General features: G+C 72.3%; 15 protein-coding genes. 13 read left to right on the top strand and 2 right to left on the bottom strand.

All coding sequences use genetic code 11. The annotated features are described in order from the left end of the window. From tssL to GVN67_RS22110, 4 genes are all read left to right on the top strand, one after another. A partial coding sequence (gene tssL / locus GVN67_RS22125) for a type VI secretion system protein TssL, long form (protein ID WP_159999501.1) occupies positions 1-470 on the top strand: 470 nt, incomplete at its 5' end. 1 nt (position 471) lies between these two features. Then, complete coding sequence (gene tssM / locus GVN67_RS22120) at positions 472-3891, top strand: type VI secretion system membrane subunit TssM (protein ID WP_159999500.1); 3420 nt, start codon at positions 472-474, stop codon at positions 3889-3891. Next, a complete protein-coding gene (gene tagF, locus GVN67_RS22115) occupies positions 3888-4379 on the top strand; it encodes a type VI secretion system-associated protein TagF (protein WP_159999499.1) in 492 nt (163 codons plus the stop codon). Before tssM ends, tagF begins: the two co-directional genes overlap by 4 nt. After that, positions 4376-5125: a PP2C family serine/threonine-protein phosphatase gene (locus GVN67_RS22110; protein WP_159999498.1), complete on the top strand. Its 750-nt coding sequence runs from the start codon at positions 4376-4378 to the stop codon at positions 5123-5125. The genes tagF and GVN67_RS22110 overlap by 4 nt, the downstream gene beginning before the upstream one ends. Positions 5126-5164: 39 nt before the next feature. Here the strand turns inward: GVN67_RS22110 and GVN67_RS22105 are convergent, their stop codons facing one another. Both GVN67_RS22105 and tssH read right to left on the bottom strand, forming a co-directional pair. After that, positions 5165-5641, bottom strand: a complete 477-nt coding sequence (locus GVN67_RS22105) for a type VI secretion system tube protein Hcp (RefSeq protein ID WP_159999497.1) — start codon at positions 5639-5641, stop codon at positions 5165-5167. 39 nt (positions 5642-5680) lie between these two features. Beyond that, positions 5681-8299, bottom strand: coding sequence for a type VI secretion system ATPase TssH (gene tssH, locus GVN67_RS22100; protein ID WP_159999496.1), 2619 nt, complete (start codon positions 8297-8299; stop codon positions 5681-5683). A gap of 145 nt (positions 8300-8444) precedes the next feature. Between tssH and tssA the strand changes: the two genes are divergently transcribed. From tssA to GVN67_RS22055, 9 genes are all read left to right on the top strand, one after another. Continuing rightward, complete coding sequence (gene tssA, locus GVN67_RS22095; RefSeq protein WP_159999495.1) at positions 8445-9644, top strand: type VI secretion system protein TssA; 1200 nt, start codon at positions 8445-8447, stop codon at positions 9642-9644. 125 nt (positions 9645-9769) lie between these two features. Next, positions 9770-10285: a type VI secretion system contractile sheath small subunit gene (tssB, locus tag GVN67_RS22090; protein WP_159999494.1), complete on the top strand. Its 516-nt coding sequence runs from the start codon at positions 9770-9772 to the stop codon at positions 10283-10285. Then, positions 10282-11778, top strand: a complete 1497-nt coding sequence (gene tssC, locus GVN67_RS22085) for a type VI secretion system contractile sheath large subunit (protein WP_159999493.1) — start codon at positions 10282-10284, stop codon at positions 11776-11778. The genes tssB and tssC (GVN67_RS22085) overlap by 4 nt, the downstream gene beginning before the upstream one ends. A gap of 2 nt (positions 11779-11780) precedes the next feature. Beyond that, a complete protein-coding gene (gene tssC, locus GVN67_RS22080) occupies positions 11781-13259 on the top strand; it encodes a type VI secretion system contractile sheath large subunit (protein ID WP_159999502.1) in 1479 nt (492 codons plus the stop codon). Continuing rightward, the gene (locus GVN67_RS22075; RefSeq protein WP_159999492.1) at positions 13256-14047 is read left to right on the top strand and encodes a type VI secretion system accessory protein TagJ; all 792 of its coding nucleotides are present in this window, start codon (positions 13256-13258) and stop codon (positions 14045-14047) included. The genes tssC (GVN67_RS22080) and GVN67_RS22075 overlap by 4 nt, the downstream gene beginning before the upstream one ends. After that, complete coding sequence (gene tssE, locus GVN67_RS22070) at positions 14044-14526, top strand: type VI secretion system baseplate subunit TssE (protein WP_159999491.1); 483 nt, start codon at positions 14044-14046, stop codon at positions 14524-14526. Before GVN67_RS22075 ends, tssE begins: the two co-directional genes overlap by 4 nt. Further along, positions 14523-16346 carry a type VI secretion system baseplate subunit TssF gene (gene tssF, locus GVN67_RS22065; RefSeq protein WP_159999490.1) on the top strand — a complete coding sequence of 608 codons (1824 nt, stop codon included), beginning with the start codon at positions 14523-14525 and terminating at the stop codon, positions 16344-16346. Before tssE ends, tssF begins: the two co-directional genes overlap by 4 nt. Beyond that, positions 16343-17302: a type VI secretion system baseplate subunit TssG gene (tssG, locus tag GVN67_RS22060; protein ID WP_159999489.1), complete on the top strand. Its 960-nt coding sequence runs from the start codon at positions 16343-16345 to the stop codon at positions 17300-17302. The genes tssF and tssG overlap by 4 nt, the downstream gene beginning before the upstream one ends. Next, a partial coding sequence (locus GVN67_RS22055) for a hypothetical protein (RefSeq protein WP_200845349.1) occupies positions 17299-17512 on the top strand: 214 nt, incomplete at its 3' end. The genes tssG and GVN67_RS22055, both read left to right, overlap by 4 nt.

The raw sequence follows: 17512 nt of genomic DNA, 5'->3' as shown, positions 1-17512 counted from the left end.
GCGCCGCGCCCCCGCGTCCCACCCTCGCCGCGCGATTGAGAGAGTTCCTGGCGCCCGAGATCGCGCAAGGCCTGGTCACCGTCACCGGCGATGTCCAGCGCACCCTGGTCCGCATCAAGGGCAGCGGCATATATGCCTCGGGCTCGGCCACGCTGAACGACCGCTTCGCCCCGCTGCTGGCCCGCATCGGCCAGGCCATCGCCGAGGAGGATGCCAGCCGCACCCAGATCCTCGGCCATTCCGACAACCAGCCGATCCGCACCGTCCGCTTTCCGTCCAACTTCCACCTGTCCCAGGCCCGGGCCGAGGCGGCGCTGGAAGAAATCCGCCGCGCCTCGGCGCTGGATGCCGCGCGCTTCACCGCCGAGGGCCGCGGCGAGAGCGAGCCGGTCGCCGACAACCGCACCGCCGAGGGCCGCGAGGCCAATCGCCGCATCGAGGTGCTGGTGCTGAACCGGCGGGAGAACTGAGATGGAGACGCTGATCTCCGCCTTCGCCAGCATCCCGGCGCTGGCCGGGCTGGCGGCGGTGCTGGTGCTGCTGCCGGTCATCTGGATGTTCATGCCGCTGCTGGGCTTCGGCAGCACCCGCCCCTTCGAGGACCCCTGGTCCCGCGCCGTCATTTGTCTGTTGGTTGTCGCCATCTATCTCGCCCTGACCTGGTGGCGGGCGCGGCAGCGGCGGGCGCGCGACCGCGCCTTGACCGATGCGGTGGCCTCCGCCGCCCCGGACGAGGACCGCAGCGCCGAAGAGACCGCGGCGCTGAAGGACAACCTCGAGAAGGCGCTTTCGACGCTCCGCCGCAGCGCGGCGAAGCAGGGAAACTTCCTTTACGAGCTGCCCTGGTACGTGCTGATCGGCCCGCCCGGCAGCGGCAAGACCACGGCCATCGCCCGCTCTGGCCTGGAATTCCCCACCGCCGAGGGCAAGCTGCCCGGCATCGGCGGCACGCGGCATTGCGACTGGTGGTTGTCCGACCGCGCCGTGCTGCTGGACACCGCCGGCCGCTACACCACGCAGGATTCGGACGCCGCCGCCGACAAGGCCGGCTGGGATTCTTTCCTGTCGATCCTGAAGAAGACCCGGCCGCGGCAGCCGCTGAACGGTGTCATGGTGGCCTTCGGCGTCGACACCCTGGCCTCGCTGACCGCCGAGCAGCGCGAGCAGCATGCCCGCACCATCCGCCGCCGCGTGCGCGAGCTGGAAGAAAAGCTGGGCCAGCGCCTGCCGGTCTATCTGCTGGTGACCAAGGCCGACCTGCTGCCCGGCTTCACCGAGACCTTCGACGACCTCGACCGCGAGACCCGCGCCCAGGTCTGGGGCTTCACCTTCCCGCTGGAGCATGGCCCGGAAGGCGCTACCCCGCGCTTCGGGGCCGAATTCCGCGCCCTGCTCGACCGGCTGCAGGCGCGGCTGCTGGAACGGCTGCAGGCCGAGCGCGGCCCGGCGCAGCGCGCCGCCATCGCCGGCTTCCCCGACCAGCTGGCCTCGCTGGAGGCGCCGCTGGCCGCCTTCGCCCAGGCCGCCTTCGCCGGCACGCGGCTGGACCCGGCGCTGCTGCTGCGCGGCGTCTACCTGACCTCGGGAACCCAGGAAGGCTCGCCGATCGACCGGCTGACCGGGGCCATGGCGCGCAGCTTCGGCCTCGATGCCCGCCGCGTCGCCCAGGTCTCAGGGCAGCAGGGGCGCAGCTTCTTCCTCGGCCGCCTGCTGCGCGATGTTGTCTTCAATGAGGCGCGGCTGGCGGCGCGTGACCGGGGTGCCGAACGCCGTCGCCGCTGGATCACCGCCGGCGCCTGGGCCCTGGCGCTGCTGCTGGTGTTGGGCGGCGGCGCCTGGGGCTGGACCATCCGCTCCGGCGAGATCGCCCGCGCCGAGGCCATGGAGGCCGCCATCGCCCGCGCCGAGGCCGCGGCGCAGGGCATCCCCTTCGACCCGGTCACCGATGGCGAGCTGCTGCGCGTGCTGCCCTATCTGGACGCCGCCCGCGACCTGCCGCCCGCCGCCGGCATCGCCGCCGCCACCGGCATCGGCCTCGACCAGGCGGAAAAGCTGCTGGCCGGCGGCAAGCTGGCCTATCGCCATGCGCTCGATCGCACCCTGCTGCCGCGGCTGCTGGCCCGGCTGGAGCAGCAGATCCGCGCCGAGCTGCAACGCCCGGAGGTGCTCTACCAGGCGACCCGCGCCTATCTGATGCTGGGCCGCCAGGGGCCGATGGATGCCGGGCTCCTCCGCGGCTGGATCGCCGCCGACTTCGCCCGCGCCTATCCCGGCGCCCTGCACCAGCCGCAGCGCGAGGCGCTGCTCGGCCATCTCGACGCGCTGCTCGCCCAGGACTTCCACCAGTATCCCGTCGACGGCGCCCTGGTGGACACGGCGCGGCGCGTCTTCTCCCGCCTGCCCATGGCCGAGCGCGTCTGGTCGCGCCTGGCCGCCGCTGGCGCGGAGGTCGCGCCCTGGCGCCCGGCCGATGCGCTGGGGGCGGGGGGGCAGCGCTTCTTCACCCGCGCCTCGGGCAAGCCGCTGACTGAGGGCGTGCCGGGCCTCTACACGCTCGCGGGCCTGCAGCAGAAGCTGCTGCCGGCGCTGCCCGGCGCCGTCCGCGCCGCCGCCGCCGAGGGCTGGGTCCTGGGCCCCGAGGCCGCCGCCGCCGGCGCCGAGGACCCGGCGCAGCTCGAGGCCGCGGTGCTCGCCCTTTATGCCCGCGACTATGGCGATGCCTGGCAGGCGATGCTGGACGAGCTGGTGCTGCCGCCCTTCGCCGGCCTGCCGGCCGCGGCCGAGGGGCTGAACATCCTGGGCGCGCCCAATTCGCCGCTGCGCGACATCCTGCGCGCCATCTCGCGCGAGCTGACGCCGAGCGCGGTGGCCGAGAAGGTCGCCCCCCAGGGCGGCGGCGTGCCGGTCCCGACCGGCCCCGCCGCCGAGATCGGTCGTCTGGTGGAAACCCGGTTCGCCGCGCTGCTGTCCGCCTCCGGCGCGCCACTCGAAGACATCCTGAAGACGGTGAGCGAGCTTTACGTCCAGGTCGCGCGGCTGGCCTCGCTGCCGCCGGGCACCGCGCTGCCGCCGCCATCCCCTGGGATGCTCGACCCCGGCCAGCGCCTGCTGGCCGAGGCCGCGCGCCAGCCCGAGCCGCTGGCCAAATGGCTGCGGGCGCTGGCGCAGTCGACCCAGGCGGCGCGGGCCGGCGGCGCCAAGGCCGCCATCGCCGCCGCCGCCGCGCAGCAGCTGGCGCCGCTCTGCCGCGCCATCGAGGGCCGCTTCCCGCTGCGCCGCGACGGCGCCGATATCCCGGTCGACGACTTTGCCCGCCTCTTCGCCCCGGGCGGCGCGCTGGACCAGTTCTTCGCCCAGAATGTCCGCCCCTATGCCGATACCAGCCAGGATCCCTGGCGGCCGATGGCGACCGACGGGCTGGCGCCGCCGGTCAGCGCGGCCGACCTGGCGCAGTTCCAGCGCGCCCAGGCGATCCGCGACGCCTTTTTCCCCGGCATGGCCGGCGGGGGCCTGCGCTTCGAGCTGATCCCACAGGGGCTCGACATGGGCTCGACCAGCGCAATCCTGGAGGCCGAAGGCGTCCGCAACGAGCTGCCTTCCGGCGGCGGCGGGCGGCCGGTGCTGCTGTCCTGGCCGTCGCGCGGCAACACGACGCTGGCCTTCGAGCCGCCGGCGATGGCCGGGCCGCTGGCGCTGGATGGCGGCTGGTCGGCGCTGCGGCTGGTGCTGGGGCGGCAGAGCTCGCTGCAACGCCTGGCCGGCGAGCGCTATCGCCTGACCGTCAGCCAGGGCGACCGCGCCGCCGTCTTCGAGCTGCGTGCCGGCAGCAGCATCAACCCTTTCAACCTGCCGGAGCTGTCGCGTTTCCGCTGCCCGAGCCTGGCGCCATGACCGGGCTGTTCGGCAAGCTCCCCGCGCATGGCGACTTCGTCCGCCGCCACCTGCCGAGCGAGCTGGTCGCTGGCTTCGACGGCTGGGCCGCCGCCGGGCTGCAGGCCGCCGAGGAACGGCTCGGCGCCGAGGCTTTCGCCGCGCGCTACGACGCCACGCCCTGCTGGTGCCTGGCGCTGCCCGCCGGCGCCTGCGGCGCGCTGCCGGTCAGCGGCGTCATGGCCCCCGGCCGCGACGCCGTCGGCCGGCGGTTTTTTGTGCTGTTGGCGGCGCCGGTGCCGCCGCCCGGCGCCGAATGGTTCGCCGATCTGCAGGAGTTGGCGCGCCGCGCGCTGACGGAAGTCTGGGACGCCGACCGGCTGGCCGCCGCCTTGCCGGAGCCGTCGGGCGAAAACCTCGCCAGCGGCTGGTGGCACGCGGCGCAGGACTGGCCGGTGCCGAGGCTGATCCCGCCGCAGCACGTCTTCCAGCTGCTGGGGCCGGCATGAGCGGCTTCCGCTCCGACGCCTGCACCCATGCCGGCACGCTGCGCAGCCGCAACGAGGATGCGGTGGTGCAGCGGCCCGATCTCGGCCTGTGGGCGGTGGCCGATGGCGCTGGCGGGCATGGCGGCGGCGATGTCGCGGCCGCTGCCGCCGCCGCCGCGCTGGAAGGCGTGCCGCCCGGATTGTCGGCCGTCGAGATGCTGGCGCAGATCCGCCTGCGCCTGGGTGCGGCCGATGCCGAGCTGCGCCGTCGCGCCGCCGCGCTGGGCCCCGGGCGGGTGATGGCGACGACGGTGGTGGCGCTGCTGCTGCGCCAGGCGCATTTCGCCTGTCTCTGGGCCGGGGACAGCCGCGCCTACCGGTTGCGCGACGGCGTGCTGAAGCCGCTGACCCGCGACCACAGCCTGGTGCAGCAGATGGTCGATGCCGGTGAGCTGGCGGCCGGTGACGCCGAGCGCCATCCGCAGGCCAATGTCATCCTGCGCGCGATCGGCGGCGGCGAGTCCGGGGCGGAGCTGGAGAAAATCTCCGGCGCGGTGCAGCCCGGCGATCTTTTCCTGCTGTGCAGCGACGGGCTGTTCAAGGCGGTGCCCGAGGCGTCGCTTGCCCTGCTGCTGCGGCAGGGCGCCGATGCGCGGGCGCTGATCGAGGCGGCGCTGAAGGCCGGCGCGCGCGACAACGTCAGCGCCGTGGTGCTGCGCCCGTCATCCAACGGCCTCGCCGAGGACACCGTCCAGCCGCATCGCTGAAGCACCGCGGAGGCCTTGCGGCCTCCGCGGCAAGGCCGCTTACGAGCGCTTGGCGGTCGCCAGGTCGTAGGTGCTCGACGAGTTGCTGCCGGACTGGTCGTCGCCGATGGTGCCGTAGCTCATCTCGATCTTGTCGAAGTTCAGGCTGACCGTCTCGTTCGGCCGGTCGCCGCCGGAGCTCAGCGTGAAGCCGCTGACGCCGGCGCCGGTCAGGGTGTAGCGCAGATAGGGCTGCACGCCGCCGCCGGTCTGGGTGCGCACGAAGGTGATGACCACCTCATGGTCCAGCTTGCCGTAGAGCGATTCCTCGAACAGCTTGATCGAGGCGCCGTCGGTCAGCTTGGTCAGGGTGATCTCGCTGACGCTGGCTTCCGAGGATTCGCGGGTCGAGGTGCCGCGGGCGGTGGAGATGCCGCGGCCGACGCCGAGCTGGAAGGACTGCAGCTCGATCTGCTTCTCGAAGCCCTGGGTGGTGCTCTCGCCGTCCACGCCCTGATACTTCATGTAGATCGCCATGTTGGACTCCTTGACCTTCTTTGTCCGGGATCCGCGGCGTCAGGCCGCGTCAGCGCCGATGTCGTAGTCGAACTGCCCGTCCGCCCCCATGCCGAGATGGACATGCGTCAGGGTCTTGCCTTCCATCAGCCGCGCGAGGATGCGCGACGACAGCTCGGGCAACAGGGTGCGCGTCAGGATCGTCTCGATGTTGCGCGCACCGCTGTCCACTTCGGTGCAACGTGCCGCGATGGTGTCGAGCACGCTGTCATCCACCCGCAGCGCGACGCCATAGGCCTCGCGCAGCCGCCGCTCGATCCGCCGGAAGTTCAGCGCCACGATCTGGCGCAGCACGGCGGGCGCGAGGGGGTAGTAGGTCACGACATTGCAGCGACCGAGGAAGGCCGGCTTGAACCACGACAGCAGGTCGGGCCGCAGCGCTTCCGTCAGGGCTGCCGGCTCCGGCGCCAGGTCGGGATCGGCGCAGAGCTTGGCGATGGTGTCGGTGCCGGCATTCGAGGTCATGATGATGATGGTGTTGCGGAAGTCGATGTCGCGACCCTCGCCGTCCTTCATCTGCCCCTTGTCGAAGACCTGGTAGAAGACGTCCTGCACGCCGGGATGGGCCTTCTCCATCTCGTCGAGCAGCACGACCGAATAGGGTCGGCGGCGAACCGCCTCGGTGAGGACGCCGCCTTCGCCGTAGCCGACATAGCCCGGCGGCGCGCCCATCAGGAGGGAGACCTTATGCTCCTCCTTGAACTCGCTCATGTTGATGACGGTGAGGTTCTGCTCGCCGCCATACAGAAGGTCGGCCAGGGCCAGCGCCGTCTCGGTCTTGCCGACGCCGGAGGTGCCGGCCATCAGGAAGACGCCGACCGGCTTGCGCGGATCGGTGAGCCCCGCGCGATGCGTGCGCACCGCCTGGGCGATCGCCTCCAGCGCATGCGGCTGGCCGATCACCCGCTGCTCCAGCTGCGCCTTCAGGTCGAGGACGTTGCGGATCTCGTCGCCCATCATCCGGCCGACGGGAATCCCGGTCCAGGTCTCGACCACCTCGGCCACCGCCTGGGCATCGACCACCGGATGCACCAGCGGGTTTTCTTTCTGGATATCGCGCAGCGTGGCGGAAGTGGTCGCCAGCTCGGCGCGCGCCTCCCCGTCGTCGGCCTCGGCGCGGGCGCGCAGGTCGCGCAAGGTCGTGATCAGCGCGCGCTCCTCGTCCCAGCGCTGCTGCAACGCGGCCAGCTCTTGTTCCAGCGTCGCGCGCTCTTCCTCCAGCGCCTGCAGCCGCGCCGCGTGGTTGGCGCCGCTCGCCGCCTCGCGGGCCAGCGCGCCGCTTTCCGTCGCGATCAGCGACAGGCGGCGCTGGCGGTCCTCGAGCGGGGCGGGAAGGGCGCTCTGGCTCATCGCGACGCGGGCGCAGGCGGTGTCGAGGAGAGAGACACCCTTGTCGGGCAATTGCCGCGCCGGGATGTAGCGCGCCGAGAGCCGCACCGCCTCGGCCACCGCCTCGTCGAGGATGCGCACGCCGTGATGCTTCTCCAGCACCGCGACCAGCCCGCGCAGCATGGCGGCGGCCAGCGGCTCCGACGGCTCGGCCACCTGCACCACCTGGAAGCGCCGGGTCAGCGCCGCGTCCTTCTCGAAATACTTCTTGTACTCGGCCCAGGTGGTGGCGGCGAGGCAGCGCAGCTCGCCGCGCGCCAGGGCCGGCTTCAGCAGATTGGCGGCGTCGTTCTGCCCCTGCTGCCCGCCGGCGCCGATCAGCGTATGCGCCTCGTCGATGAACAGCACGATCGGCTTCGGGCTGGATTTGACGCCATCGATGACGCCGCGCAGGCGGTTCTCGAACTCGCCCTTCATCCCCGCGCCCGCCTGCAGCAGGCCGAGATCGAGCGACAGCAGCCGCACGCCGGCAAGCGCCTCCGGCACGTCGCCGGCGGCGATGCGCAGCGCCAGGCCTTCGGCGACCGCCGTCTTGCCGACGCCGGGCTCGCCGGTGAGGATCGGGTTGTTCTGCCGCCGCCGCGTCAGGATATCGATGGCCTGGCGGATTTCCGCGTCACGGCCAAGGATCGGATCGATCTTTCCGCTCTCCGCCTGCGCGGTGAGGTCGGTGCAATATTGCTCCAGCGCGCCGCCGCTGGCGGGCGCCGCCGCGGCCGGCGCATCGCCGGGAGCATTGGCAGCGGCCTGCGCCTCCTCGCTGCCGGCGGTGAGCGCCGCGAGATCGCGCCGCAGCGCCTCGGGGGACAGCTTGGCGAGGGCCGGCGCGCCGTCGAGGATGGCGCGGCGCAGCGTGTCTTCCGACAGCAGCGCGGCGAGCAGATGCCCGGAACGGATTCGCGAGGCCTGGTCTTCAAGCGAGGCGATCAGCCAGGCCTCGCGCAGCAGGGTCACGATATCGGGAGACAGCGCCGGCGCGCGGCTGTTGCCGGTGCGCATCCTGTCCAGCGCGCGTGTCAGCTCCGTGACCACGCGCCCGGCATCGATGCCGCTGGCGGAAAGGATCGCGGAAATGTCAGAACCCGGCTGCTCGACGATGCGCAGCAGCAGGTGCTCGACCTCGACATTGTAGTGGCTGCGCGACAGCGTCAGGCCTGCCGCGGATTCCAGCTGGCGACGGCAGAGTTCGTCGAGCCGCCCGACGAGCGACTTCAGATCCAACGACACCATGCCTGTTCGCGCCTCCGTTGCTGGGCACTCTCCATATGCACAAGACTGAGGCGGGGCAACTGACCCGATGCGCTTGCGCGTCGTTCCGGGCGTTGCCTCACGCGCTCTTGCATGACAAGAAAGTGGGCGACAGCGAAGACGGGGAATGGCGTCGGCGATGAAGACGGTGATCGACCTGGCGCAAATGCTGGCGCCACTGCGGCAAGGCGAGGGCGGCGTCGGCCGCGACCTGCGCGAGGACTACTCGCCGAGCTCGCCCTATCAGAAGCTGCGCGACGCGCGGGCGGAGGCGCGCGCCGAGGAGCGGGCGCAGGACGCCGCCGAAGGCGAGGAGGGCGTGCCGCAGCCCTGGCGCGAGGTGAAGCGGCTGGGCACGCTGTGCGTGGCCGAGCAGTCGCGCGACCTGGAGATCGCCGCCTGGTTGGCCGAGGCGCTGGTGCGGCTCGACGGGCTGGAAGGGCTGCGCGACGCCGCCGCGCTGCTCTCCGGCCTGCTGGAGGGCTATTGGGACGCCGCCTACCCGCTGCCCGACGAGGATGGGCTGGAGGGCCGCGCCGCGCCGCTGGCGGGCCTTGCCGGGCAGTCGGCGGATGGCACGTTGATGCAGCCGCTGCGCCGCCTGCCGATGTTCCGCCGCGCCGATGGCAGCGCGGTCTCTCTCTATCTCTGGAACCTGGCGGAGGACACGGCGGCGCTGGCCGATGCCAAGCGGCGCGAGGCGCGCCATGCCAGCGGCATCCCGATTCTCTCCGTGCTGGAGCAGGAGGCCGCCGCCGCCGGCGCGCAATGGCGCGCGCTGGGCGATGCGGCGCGCGCCGCGGCCGAGGCCTGGGACGGCTTCGACGCGCAGCTCACCGCGCGTTTCGGCGATGCGGCGCCGCCGGCGCGGCGTGTGACGGATGTGCTGGCGCGCCTCGTCGCGCTCGCCACGCGATTCGGCGGCAAGGCCGCGCCCGTCATGGAGGCCGCGCCGCCGCCGCCTGTCGCCGCGCCGGAAGTCGTGACCGCGACACCGGCCGTCATCGCCGCGCCACCCGTTGCGGCGCTCAATCGCGAAAGCGCGATCCGCCAGCTGGAAAGCCTCGCCGTCTTCTTCCGCCAGACCGAGCCGCATTCGCCGCTGGCCTATGCGATCGAGACGCTGGCGCGGCGCGCGCGCATGCCGCTGCCGGCGCTGCTGGAGGAGGTGCTGCCCGATGCGGCGGTCCGTCACGCAATGTTGAGCATGCTCGGCATCAGGCCCGGCCCCGCCGTTTCGCCGCCTTTGCCGATGCAGACGCAGGAAAATCCGACGCCTGCGCCGGAAGCGGCGCCGGTTTCCGAGCCGAAGGGCATCGTCTGGTAGCGGCTTCGTCAGCTTGCTCTCGGCCGCGGCTTCGATCATCGTCACGCGCGAATATCGCATAGACGGAACGAAGCGGCACGGGGCGCCTCGCGCGCCCTGACCCTGACCAGAGGAAGATCGCCTGCATGAGCGGTAGCGTTCACGACAAGCTGGCGCGCGTCCGCAAGCCGCGCGTCCATATCACCTATCAGGTGGAGACCGAGGGCGCCGAGATCGAGCGCGAGCTGCCCTTCGTCGTCGGCGTGATGGGCGATTTCGCCGGCGACCCGGCCGAGCCGCTGAAGCCGCTGGCCGAGCGCAAGTTCGTCCAGATCGACCGTGACAACTTCGATGACGTCATGGCCCGCGTGCAGCCGGGGCTGAAGCTGAAGGTCGACAACACGCTGGCGGGCGATGGCAGCCAGATGGCGGTGGACCTGAAGTTCCGCTCGATGGAGGATTTCTCGCCCGCCCGCGTCGCCGACCAGGTGCCGGCGCTGAAAGCGCTGCTCGAGACCCGCGCCAAGCTGCGCGACCTGATGAGCAAGGTCGATCGCTCGGAAGAGCTTGAAGGCTTGCTCGAGGAAGTCCTGCAGGACCAGGCGAAGCTGCAGAAGCTGTCCGGCGAGCTTGGCTTGGGCCAGCAGGAGCCCAAGGCATGAGCGGCACGCAGAAGGGCAGCGCCGCTGCCGCCGCGACCAGCGAGACGGAAGCCGGCGCCGGCCTGCTCGACCAGGTGCTGGGCGCCACGCGCCAGACCGAGCGCGACCGCGCGCAGGAGCTGATCAAGGCGCTGACCGAGGAGGCGCTGAAGGGCACCGTCACCTTCAGCCGCAACCTGCAGCAGACCTTCGACCGCGCCATCGCCGAGATCGACCGCAAGGTCAGCGAGCAGCTGAACGCGGTGATGCACAATGAGCGCTTCCTGAAGCTGGAAGGCTCCTGGCGCGGGCTGCAGTATCTGGTGAAGAACAGCGAGACCGGCACCTCGCTGAAGCTGCGGCTGCTGCAGGCCTCGAAGCGCGAGCTGTCGCGCGACCTGCAGCGCGCGACGGAGTTCGACCAGTCGCAGCTGTTCAAGAAGCTCTATGAGAACGAGTTCGGCATGCCGGGCGGCGAGCCCTATGGCGCGCTGATCGGCGACTACGAATGGACCAACCATCCGGACGATGTCGAGACGCTGCGCCTGGTCTCCAACGTCGCTGCCGCCTCCTTCGCGCCCTTCATCTCGGCCGCCGGCGCCGGCATGTTCGGCTTCGACGACTGGCGCGACCTGTCGAAGCCGCGCGACCTGGCCAAGGTCTTCGAGACCGCCGAATACACCAAGTGGCGCGCCTTCCGCGAGACCGAGGACAGCCGCTTCGTCAACCTGGTGATGCCGCGCGTCATCGCCCGCCTGCCCTATGGCGAGGGCACCGTGCCGGTCGACGATTTCGGCTATGAGGAAGCGCCAGCCGATGCCGCCGGTCGCCCGCAGCAGATGTCGCATGACAACTATTGCTGGATGAACGCCGCCTATGTGATGGGCGCGCGGCTGACCGACGCCTTCGCGCAGAACGGCTTCTGCGTCGCCATCCGCGGCGCCGAGGGTGGCGGCAAGGTCTCCAACCTGCCGACCCACACCTTCGTCTCCGACGATGGCGACACCGACGCCAAATGCCCGACCGAGATCGGCATCACCGACCGGCGCGAGGCGGAGCTGTCGGCGCTCGGCTTTCTTCCCCTTTGCCACTACAAGAACACGGATCACGCCGTCTTCTTCGGGGCGCAGTCGGTCCAGAAGCCGAAGAAGTATGATCGACCGGAAGCCACGGCCAATGCCGCCATCTCGGCGCGGCTGCCCTATCTGATGGCGACCGGCCGCTTCGCGCATTTCCTCAAGGTGATGGCGCGCGACAAGATCGGCTCCTTCATGGAGGCGAGCGATTGCGAGGTCTGGCTCAACCGCTGGATCAAGAACTATGTCAACGCCAACGAGAATGCCGGCCCGGAGAGCAAGGCGAAATACCCGCTGCGCGAGGCGAAGGTCGAGGTGAAGGAAGTGCCGGGCAAGCCGGGCGTCTACAACGCCGTCGCCTATATGCGCCCCTGGCTGCAGATGGAGGAGCTGACCACCTCCATGCGGATGGTGGCGCGGATCCCGCACAAGGCGTGACCATGACGGCCGGCATCGCGCTGCGCGAGGCGGTGCTGGCCGGCCGTTTCCTCGGGACGGCGGCGGCGGAAGCGGCTGCCGATCTCGCGGCCTTCGCCATTGAGGGCCGGCTCGCCGACTGGTTCGGCGCGCAGCGCTTCCCGGATGCAGAAACGCTGTGCGAGGCGATCGATCGCGATGTCGCGGCGCTGGACGCGATGATCGACGCGCAGCTCGCGGCGCTTCTCGAATCGCCGCGCCTGCAGCAGCTGGAAGGCTCCTGGCGTGGGCTGCATTGGCTGGCCGGGCGGCTGCCCTATGGCGCGCGGGTGCGGCTGCGCCTGCTGGTGGTGCGCTGGCCGGAGCTGTGCCGCGACTTCCAGCGCGCCGCGGAATTCGACCAGTCCGCGCTGTTCCGTGCTGTCTACGAAGAGGAATTCGGCAAGCCGGGCGGCGAGCCCTTCGGCCTGCTGCTGGCCGATTACGCGCTGCGCCACGCGCCGGGCCCGGGCAGCCCGAGCGACGACATGGCTGGGCTCGATGCGCTGGCCGCCGTCGCCGCCGCCGCCTTCGCCCCCACCGCCATCGCTGCGCATCCGGCCTTGTTCGGCCTGGACGACTATAGCGAGGCCAATCCCGCCCTCGACCTCACCGAAGCCCTGCGCGACGAGGCGCATCGTCGCTGGCGCGGCCTGCAGCAGCGCGAGGACACGCGCTTCCTGGCGCTGCTGCTGCCGCGCATGCTGGCGCGCAGCCCCTGGGCCGATGACGGCGTCCGCGCCGATGGTTTCCGGCCGCGCGGCGATCTGGGCGGTCGCGTCTGGACCAGCCCGGTCTATGCCATGGGCGCCGTCGTGCTGCGCGCCTTCGCCCGCTATGGCTGGCCGGCCGATCTGCGCGGCGCCGCGGTGGCAGAGGATGCCATGGGCGGCGTCGTCGATGCGCTGCCGGTCGACCGCCTGTCCGGCGATGCGCCGGGCAAGCCGCCGCGTCCGCCGGTGGAGCTTGCCTTGACCGACCTGCAGGAACGGCAATTGGTCGAGGCCGGCATCCTTCCCTTGCTGGGGCTCGAATCCCTGCCGGAGCTGACCTTCGCCGCCGCCCCCGCGCTGCACCGTCCGCCGCGCATGACCGGCGAGGCGGCCGAGGCCAATCAGCGGCTGTCGGCGCAGTTCAACGCCATCCTCTGCGTCAGCCGCTTCGCGCATTGCATCAAGGTGATGGGCCGCGACATGGTCGGCGCCTTCCGCACGCCGGAGGAGGTGGAGCGGCAGCTGCAGCGCTGGCTCACCGGCTTCACCAATTCCTCCGGCAGCGCGCTGGGCGAAAGTGCCGCGCGCTATCCGCTGCGCAACGCCCGCGTCAGCGTGCAGGAGCAGCCCGGGCGCCCCGGCGTCTATGGCTGCGTGCTGCATCTGAAGCCACATTATCAGCTGGACGAGGTCGGCGCCGCCTTCCGTCTGGTGACCGATCTCCAGGCGCCGGGAGCCGCCGCGGCATGAGCACCACCCAGGACCCCGCCAGCCTCGCCTTCCAGGCCGGCGATCTTTCCGGCGCGCTGGCCGCCACCATCGCTGCCGTCCGCGGCAATCCGCGCGACTCCGGCCTGCGCTGGCTGCTCGCCGAATTTTTTCTGCTCAATGGCGAGGTCGATCGCGCCGACAAGGCGCTCGACGCGGTGCTTCAGGCCGAGCCCTCGCCGGCGGTGCTGGAATTCCGCCATCTGCTGCGCGGCGAGCAGCAGCGCCATGCCTTCTTCGCCAGCGGCGCCCTGCCGAGATTCCAGGGCGACGATCCGACGCCGGCGCAGCGGGCGGCGCTGCGCGCGCTGACCCTGGCCCGCGCCGGCGATGCCGAGGGCGCCACCGTCGCGGCGGAAGAGGCCGAGACGCTGCGCCCGCGCATCGCCGGGAGCGCCGACGGCACCGCTTTCGACGATTTCCGCGATGCCGACGACATCTTCGCGCCGCAGCTCGAGGTGCTGACCAGCGGCGGCGACGCGATGTGGGTGCCGCTGGAGCGCATCGCCCAGCTCGCTTTCGAACCGATCCGCCGCGCCCGCGACCTGGCCTGGCGCCGCGCCACGCTGGTGCTGAAGGACGGCACCGAGGGGCTGGTCTTCGTGCCGATGCTCTACCCGCAGAAGGCTGACAACGACGCGCAGAAGCTGGGCCGCGAAACCGTCTGGAGCGAGACGCCCGGCCCGGTGCGCGGCACCGGGCTGCGGCTCTGGCTGGCCGGGGAGGGCGCGCTGACCCCGGCGGAGATCACCCGGCTCGACTTCGCATGAGCGAGGCGCGGCGCATCCATCTGCCGCTGCTCGACCGGCTGCTGGATGCCGATCCGGCGGCGCCGGCCGATCCGACGCCGACCCAGCCCATGGCGATCGAAGCCATGCGCCAGGCGGTGCGCCGCGATGTCGAGGCGCTGCTCAATGCGCGCCGCCGCCGCCTGCCGCTGCCGCCCGGGCTGACGGAGCTGGCGGTGTCGCCGCTCGGCTATGGCGTGCCCGACCCCACCGCCGGCAGCTTCACCACCGAGGAGGCGCGGCTGGCCCTGGCCCGCGAGGTCGAGGTCAGCCTGCGCCGCTTCGAGCCGCGGCTGGCCGCCGTCAGCGTGCAGATCGACGACCGCCAGCGCGACCAGCTCGACCGCGTGCTGCGGCTGCGGGTCGAGGCCGTGCTGCGCACCGATCCGGCGCCGGAGCAGATCGCCTTCGAGACGGTGCTACGCCCGGCGACGCTCGACGTCACCGTCCGCCCCTCATGAGTGATGCTCTGCTGCCTTTCTACAACCGGGAACTCGCCGCGCTGCGGCGGGAGGCGGGGGAGTTCGCCGAGGCCTATCCCAAGGTCGCAGGCAGGCTGCGTCTTTCCGGCGACACCGCCGACGATCCTTATGTCGAGCGGCTTCTCGAAGGCGTCGCCTTCCTCGCTGCCCGCGCGCAGCAGCGCCTCGACGACGAGCTGCCCGAAATCTCCGATGCGCTGCTGGAAATGCTGTCGCCGCAGATGCTGGCGCCGGTGCCGTCGATGACCACGCTGCGGCTGCGCCCCGGCGCCGAGCTGCGCGGCCCCGTCGCCATCCCGCGCGGGCTGGCGGTGGAAACCGAGCCGGTGCGCGGCGAGCCGGTGCGCTTCCGCACCTGCCATGACGTCACCCTCTGGCCGCTGGTGCTGGAGCAGGCGCGGCTGACCGGGTTGCCGATCGCCGCGCCGCTGAACCGCGCGGCGGCCGGCGCCGCGGCCTGCCTGCGACTGAGTTTCCGCACGCTGACCCCCGACCTGCCGATGGCCGAGCTCGGCCTCGACAAGCTGCGGCTGCATCTGCGCGGCGCCGGCTCCCAGGCGGCGCTGCTGCACGAGGTGTTGAGCCAGTCGGTGCTGTCCATCGCGCTGGCCGACGGGCCCTCCGACCCGTCGCCCACCATCCTCGACGCCTCGCGGCTGCGCCCTGTCGGCTTCGACCGGGCGGAGGCGGCGCTGCCCTGGCCCAACCGCGCCTTCGACGGCTACCGCCTGCTCACCGAGTACTTCGCCTTCCCGGAGAAGTTTTTGTACCTCGAGCTGGACGGGCTGGAAGCGCGCAGCCTGATGCAGCGGGGCGACCGGCTGGAAATATTCATCTGGCTGTCGCGCGCGGTGCCGGAGCTGGAGCGCTCGGTCACCGCCGACAGCTTCGCCCTCGGCTGCACCCCGGCGATCAACCTGTTCCCGCAGCGCTGCGAGCCCATCGCGCTGGACGGCACCCGCAGCGAATGGCAGGTCATGCCCGATGCGCGGCGCCCGGCGGCGCTGGAAGTCCATTCGCTCACCCGCCTGCGCGAAAGCCGCCCCGATGGCAGCCGGCGCGAGGTGCTGCCGTTTCATCGCCTCGGCCGTGTCGAGCCGGACGAGACGGCGGGCGACATCCACTACCTGGCGCTGCGCCGCCCGGCCGCGGCGCCGCTCGGCGGCACGCAGACGCATCTGGCGCTGCGCGACCCGGGTTTCGATCCGGCGCGGCCGGCCGATGCGGTGCTCAGCATCGATGCGCTCTGCTGCAACCGCGACCTTCCCTCGATGCTGCCCTTCGGCGGTGGCCAGCCACGGCTGCGCGTCGCCGATGGCGGCGTCTCGCTCGACGGCGCCGAATGTCTGTCGGCGCCGACGCCAACGCTCCGCCCCGGGCTGCAGGAACGCAGCGCCTGGAAGCTGATTTCCCATCTGGCCCTGAACCACCTGGGCATCACCGGCGGCGAGCAGGGCGCGCTGGCGCTGAAGGAAATGCTGCGGCTGCACGACCTGCGCGACACGCCGGAAAACCGTGCGGCGATTGCTGCCCTCGTCGCCGTCGAGGCGCGGCCCGGCGTCGCGCGGCTGCCGGGCGGAAGGGCAGGGGCCTTTGTCCGTGGCCTGGACGTCACCCTGGCTTTCGACCCGGCGGGCTGGCAGGCCGGCGGGCTGCATCTGCTGGCCGCCGTGCTGGAGCGCTTCCTGGCGCTGCAGGTGTCTGTGAACGCCTTCACCCGCTGCCAGGTGGTGCTGCGCGGGCGGGCCGGGATCGCCGCGCGCTGGACGCCGCGCAGCGGCACGCGCGTGCTGCTGTGACGCCGCTCGAACGCCTGGTCAGGACGCCGCAGCGCTTCGAGCTCGACCAGGCGATCGACATCGTCAGCGGCCAGGGCGATCCGCGAAGCCTGCGCTACCGCTCCACCGCGCGGCTGTTGCATCCGACCGCCGCCGTCGTCGCGGCCGATCCGGCGAAGCGGCAGCTGACGCTGGGCGCCTTCGGGCTGATCGGCCCGGGCGGCGTGCTGCCGCGCCACCACACCGCGACGGTGGCCCAGGAGAAGCGCAAGCGCTCCGAGGCGCTGCATGCCTTCGTCGACCTGCTGGGTGGCCGTTTCGCCGGGCTCTGGGCCTCGGCCGGGCGCAAGTACCGGCCGACGCGGGACCCGCTGCCGGCGGAGCGCGCCTTGGCGGCGGCGATCGGCCTCGGCACGCCGGGCCTGGCGCCGCGCGCTGGGGTGCCGGCGGCCGCGCTGCTGTTCCATGCCGGCAACCTGGCGCCGCGGATGCGCTCGGCCGAGCGGCTGCGCGCGCTGCTGCAGGAGGAGGTCGGCTTCCCGGTCGAATTGGAGGAATTCGCCGGCGGCTGGCTGCGGCTGCCGGAGACCGAGCGCTCGCGCCTCGGCGCCGGGCGGCAGCACAATGCGCTGGGGCTGAGCACGGCGCTGGGCGCCCAGGTCTGGGACGCGCAGTCGCGCTTCGTCATCCGCATCGGCCCGCTGCCGCGCGATCACTTCGAGGCGCTTCTGCCCGGCACGCAGCGGCATCACCGTCTCGTGGCCTTGACCCGGCTGCATGTCGGGCTGGATACCGGCTTCGCGGTCAACCTGGTGCTGGCCGCCGCCGCCGTGCCGGCCGTGGCGCTGGGGGGTGGCGGGCGGCTGGGCTGGACCAGCTGGATGGGCCAGGCCGCGCCGCGCCGGCGCGACGCGCGCGAGGCGATCTTCGAGGCGGCGGACCATCCCGCCGCGATGCAGGAGGAGGCTGGGCGATGACCCGTGGCGCGAGGATGATGCTGCTGGCCCCGCTGCTGGGCGTGCCGATGCTGCTGCCGCTCTCGGCGCCGCGCGCCGCCGGCGAGGCCGAGGCCGGCGCCGCGGCGCAGAGCCTGATCGAGCAGCTGCGACCGCGCACCCGCGGCATCCGCATCCCCGGCGCCGAGGCCCCCGCGGAGGCCCCCGTGGAGGCCCCTGCGGAGGCCCCGC

Source organism: Roseomonas sp. 18066, from assembly GCF_902706185.1.
In the GTDB taxonomy this organism is placed as follows: Bacteria; Pseudomonadota; Alphaproteobacteria; order Acetobacterales; family Acetobacteraceae; genus Pseudoroseomonas.
This window is presented reverse-complemented; position numbering and strand designations above follow the sequence as displayed.

Excerpts from the sequence above, each read along its gene's own strand:
- tssM (WP_159999500.1), top strand. The coding sequence starts at position 472 with ATGGAGACGCTGATCTCCGCCTTCGCCAGCATCCCGGCGCTGGCCGGG.
- tagF (WP_159999499.1), top strand. The coding sequence starts at position 3,888 with ATGACCGGGCTGTTCGGCAAGCTCCCCGCGCATGGCGACTTCGTCCGC.
- GVN67_RS22110 (WP_159999498.1), top strand. The coding sequence starts at position 4,376 with ATGAGCGGCTTCCGCTCCGACGCCTGCACCCATGCCGGCACGCTGCGC.
- GVN67_RS22105 (WP_159999497.1), bottom strand. The coding sequence starts at position 5,641 with ATGGCGATCTACATGAAGTATCAGGGCGTGGACGGCGAGAGCACCACC.
- tssH (WP_159999496.1), bottom strand. The coding sequence starts at position 8,299 with ATGGTGTCGTTGGATCTGAAGTCGCTCGTCGGGCGGCTCGACGAACTC.
- tssA (WP_159999495.1), top strand. The coding sequence starts at position 8,445 with ATGGCGTCGGCGATGAAGACGGTGATCGACCTGGCGCAAATGCTGGCG.
- tssB (WP_159999494.1), top strand. The coding sequence starts at position 9,770 with ATGAGCGGTAGCGTTCACGACAAGCTGGCGCGCGTCCGCAAGCCGCGC.
- tssC (WP_159999493.1), top strand. The coding sequence starts at position 10,282 with ATGAGCGGCACGCAGAAGGGCAGCGCCGCTGCCGCCGCGACCAGCGAG.
- tssC (WP_159999502.1), top strand. The coding sequence starts at position 11,781 with ATGACGGCCGGCATCGCGCTGCGCGAGGCGGTGCTGGCCGGCCGTTTC.
- GVN67_RS22075 (WP_159999492.1), top strand. The coding sequence starts at position 13,256 with ATGAGCACCACCCAGGACCCCGCCAGCCTCGCCTTCCAGGCCGGCGAT.
- tssE (WP_159999491.1), top strand. The coding sequence starts at position 14,044 with ATGAGCGAGGCGCGGCGCATCCATCTGCCGCTGCTCGACCGGCTGCTG.
- tssF (WP_159999490.1), top strand. The coding sequence starts at position 14,523 with ATGAGTGATGCTCTGCTGCCTTTCTACAACCGGGAACTCGCCGCGCTG.